General features: G+C 72.1%; 1 pseudogene. It reads right to left on the reverse strand.

Annotated features, from left to right (window positions below):
- Positions 1–4,637, reverse strand: a pseudogene (locus ACFZCP_RS45725) (type I polyketide synthase); the annotation flags it as partial.
- Between the last annotated feature and the right edge of the window lie 15 nt (positions 4,638–4,652).

Here is a 4,652-nt window from a genome sequence, read left to right on the forward strand (position 1 = left end):
CCGCCGGCCCGCAGCACACCGGTGGCGTGCCGGGTCCACGAACGACCGTCCTCCACGTCGCCCGTACTGGAGTGGAAGGTCAGCTCACGCCTGCCGGACCCGTCCTCGGCACCGACCCAGACCTGCACCCGCGCCGAGCCGTTCTCGGGCAGGACGAGAGGCGCTTCCAGGGTCAGCTCCTCGACCAGGTCGCAGCCGACCTGGTCACCCGCACGGATCGCAAGGTCGAGGAACGCCGTCCCGGGCAGCAGCACCGCGTCCATGACCGCGTGATCGGCCAGCCACGGGTGGGTCTGGACCGACAGCCGGCCGGTCAGCAGCACGCCGTCCGTGCCACCGAGGACGACGGTCGCACCCAGCAGCGGATGCTCGGCGGGACCGAGTCCGGCCGCCGCGACATCGCCGATCAGCGGCTGCACGTCGGGCCAGAACCGCTCACGCTGGAACGCGTACGTCGGCAGGTCGACCCGGCGCGTTCCGCGACCGGCGAAGAAGACCTCCCAGTCCACCCGGGCACCGCGCACGTGCAGGTGCCCCGCGGCCGTCGTGACGGCCATCGCCTCCGGCCGGTCGCCGCGCAGCACCAGTACGAAGGCCGCATCTGGCGCGGACTCCTGGCCGAGCGCGGAGAGCGTCCCGCCCGGGCCGACCTCGACGAACGTGCCGACACCCTCGGCGACCAGCGTGCTCACGGCGTCGGCGAACCGCACCGCTTCGCGCACGTGCCGCACCCAGTAGTCGGGGGACGCCAGTTCCTCGGCCGTGGCCGCCCGGCCCGTCAGCGTCGACACGATCGGAATCGTGGGCGCCTCGAACGACACGCCCTCCAGCACGGCGCGGAAGTCATCGAGCATCGGATCCATCAGCGGCGAGTGGAACGCATGGCTCACCCGCAGCCGGGACACCTTCCGCCCCGCCTCACGCCACCGCTCGCCCACAGCCTCCACATCAGCGGCGACACCCGACACGACGACCGACGACGGCCCATTCACCGCCGCGATACCCACCGTCTCCGGCAAGTCCGCCGCAACCTCGTCCTCCGTCGCCTGGACCGCCACCATCGCGCCACCCTCGGGCAGCGCCTGCATCAGCGCACCCCGGGCCGACACCACCTTCACCGCATCCGCCAGCGACCACACACCCGACACATACGCGGCAGCCAACTCACCGATCGAGTGACCCGCCAGCACGTCCGGCCGCACACCCCACGACTCAAGAAGACGGAACAGGGCCACCTCGACCGCGAACAGCGCCGGCTGCGTCACCCCCGTCTCGTTCAGCGCATCGGCGTCCTCACCGAACAGCACCTCACGGACCTCGGGAGCCAGGAGATCCAGCACCTCGTCCAGCGCCTCGGCGAACACCGGGAACCGGTCGGACAGTTCACGACCCATGCCCAGCCGCTGCGAACCCTGACCCGAGAACAGGAAACCCACCCGGCCGGGCTCATCAGCCACACCCGAGACCACACCACCGGCCGCCCGCCCCTCGGCCAGAGCCGTCAGCGCATCGAGCAGCTCCGACCGCTCAACACCGACCACCACCGCACGGTGCTCCAGCACCGCACGCGACGACACCAGCGAACGACCCACATCCGCCACCGGCAGATCCGCCGACGCCTCCACGAAGGACTTCAACCGCGCGGCCTGCTCCCGCAGCGCCTCCACACTCCGCGCCGACAACACCCACGGCACCAGAGCACCGCCGTCCGTCACCGGCCCCGCGACCGCCACCGGCCCCGACGCCGACTCCGACTCCGACTCCTTCGCCGGAGCCTGCTCCACGATGACGTGCGCGTTCGTACCGCTGAACCCGAACGACGACACACCCGCCCGCCACGGGCGGTCCGCAGCGGGCCACTCGCGCTCGTCGGCGAGCAGTTCGACCGCGCCGGCGGTCCAGTCGACGTGCGGCGACGGCTCGTCCACGTGGAGGGTGCGGGGCAGCACGCCGTGCCGCATCGCCATCACCATCTTGATCACACCGGCGACACCCGCGGCGGCCTGCGTGTGACCGATGTTCGACTTGATCGACCCGAGCCACAGCGGCCGGTCGGCGGGACGGCCCTGGCCGTAGGTGGCAAGGAGGGCCTGCGCCTCGATCGGGTCGCCCAGCTTCGTGCCGGTGCCATGGGCCTCGACCGCGTCCACGTCGGCGGGGGCCAGCCCCGCACTGGCGAGCGCCTGCTGGATCACTCGCTGCTGCGAGGGGCCGTTCGGCGCGGTCAGGCCGTTGGACGCACCGTCCTGGTTCACCGCGGAACCCCGTACGACGGCGAGGACCTGGTGACCGTTGCGCTGCGCGTCCGACAGCCGCTCCACGAACAGCATGCCGACGCCCTCGCCCCAGCCCGTGCCGTCCGCGCCCGCGCCGAACGCCTTGCAGCGGCCGTCCTCGGCCAGGCCCCGCTGGCGGCTGAACTCGATGAACGAGCTCGGCGTGGACATCACCGTCACCCCGCCCGCGAGGGCCAGTTCGCACTCGCCCTTGTGGAGTGCCTGCACCGCCAGGTGCAGGGCGACGAGCGACGACGAGCAGGCCGTGTCCACCGTGACGGCGGGACCTTCGAGCCCGAAGGTGTACGACAGTCGGCCCGAGGCGACGCTGGCCGCGTTGCCGGTCGCCGCGTAACCGCCGACGTCCTCGGCGCCGGCAGCCAGCACCCACCCGTAGTCCTGCATGTTCGAGCCGACGAACACACCGACGCGCTCACCCCGCAGGGAGTTGGGGTCGATGCCCGCCCGCTCGAAGGCCTCCCAGGAGGTTTCGAGGAGCAGCCGCTGCTGCGGATCCATGGCCAGCGCCTCGCGCGGCGAGATCCCGAAGAAACCCGCGTCGAACCCGCTCACACCCGACAGGAACGCGCCCGACCGGGAGTAGGAGGTCCCCACCGAGTCCGGGTCGGGGTCGTAGAGCGCCTCCAGGTCCCAGCCGCGGTCTGCCGGGAAGTCCGACACCGCGTCCCCACCCGACAGCAGTACCCGCCACAGGTCCTCCGGGCTCGCCACACCACCCGGGAACCGGCACGCCATCCCCACGATCGCGATCGGCTCGTCGGACACGTCCGCCACAGTGATCGAGGCGGAGGTGGTCGGAGCCGCACCGCAGAGCTCGCCCCGCAGATAGGCGGCCAGCGCGGCCGCGTTCGGGTAGTCGAAGACGAGGGTCGTGGGCAGGGCGACACCCGTGGCCTCGCTCAGCCGGGTCCGCAGCTCCACCGCGGTCAGCGAGTCGAAGCCCAGCTCCCGGAAGGCACGCGTCGCCGGCAGCGCGTCGCCGGACGCATGTCCGAGGACCGCTGCCGCCTCGTACCGGACCAGCTCGGTGAGCTGCCGCTCCTGCTCGGCCTCGTCCAGCCCGGCAAGCCGCTGCGCCAGCGGCGACGACCCCTGCTCCACCGCAGAGGCCTCGAACACCGCACGCACCTGCGGCAGTTCACTCAGCAGCGGGCTCGGACGCTGCGCCATGAACGTCCCCGCGAACCGCTCCCAGTCCACGTCGGCGATGGCGACGTTCCCGTCACCACGCTCCAGAGCCGTGGCCAGACCCACGATCGCCACCGCCGGAGCCATCGACGGCAGACCCCGACGCCGCAACTGCGCCTCGGCGCCCGGGCCGGCGTTGGCGACCATGCCGCCATCCGCCCACGGACCCCACGCCACCGCCGTAGCAGGCAGACCCGCAGCCCGGCGGTGCTCGGCCAAAGCATCCAGGTAGGCGTTCGCCGCACCATAGGCGGCCTGACCGCCGCTGCCCCACACTCCTGAGATCGACGAGAACATCACGAACGCGTCCAAGGCCCTGTCGCCGAGCAGCTCGTGCAGGTTCCTCGCACCAACAGCCTTCGCCGCCAGCACATCAGCGAACCCACCCAGGTCGGACGGATCGATGTCGGCGAGAGTGGCGGAGCGCTCGATGCCCGCCGTGTGAACGACCGCGTCGAGCGCCGGAACACCCGCCAACAGCGCGGCCACCGACTCCCGGTCCGTCATGTCACAGGCGGCGAACGTCACTCGCGCGCCCAACTCCACCAGTTCGGCTTCCAGTTCCGCGGCCCCCGCGGCCTCAGCACCACGACGGCTCGCCAGCACCACATGCTCGGCGCCCTGGGTCGCCAACCAGCGCGACACATGACCGCCCAAGGCGCCAAGACCACCGGTGACGAGGACCGTCCCGCGCGGCGTCCATCCCGCCCCGGACGCCTTGCCCAGAGGCGCGGGCACCAGCCGGCGGCCGAGGAGCTCGCCACCACGTACGGCGACCTGATCCTCACCGTTCACCCCGGCGAGCACCGAGGCGAGCAGGTCACCGGTGTCGTCGCCCGCATCCAGTACGTCGACCAGACCGCCCCAACGGCCGGACTGCTCCAACGCGGCCACCCGGCCGAGCCCCCACACCATCGACTGCTCGAACCCGGCTACGGCATCGTCCGCACCCGCCGCCACCGCACCCGACGTCACACACCACAACGGAGCCGACACACCCACATCACCCAACGCCCGCAGGAGGCCGATCGTGGCCCCAACCCCCGCAGGCACCACCGATCCGCCCACGCCCGCGAGCCCCAGCAGCGAGACCACACCGCTCAGCGAAGGCAGCCCGGCCAGCTGCTCCGCCCAGTCGACCGCATCCAGGTCCACCTGCAGAACCTG

This window comes from Streptomyces sp. NPDC007971 (assembly GCF_042958635.1).
In the GTDB taxonomy this organism is placed as follows: Bacteria; Actinomycetota; Actinomycetes; order Streptomycetales; family Streptomycetaceae; genus Streptomyces.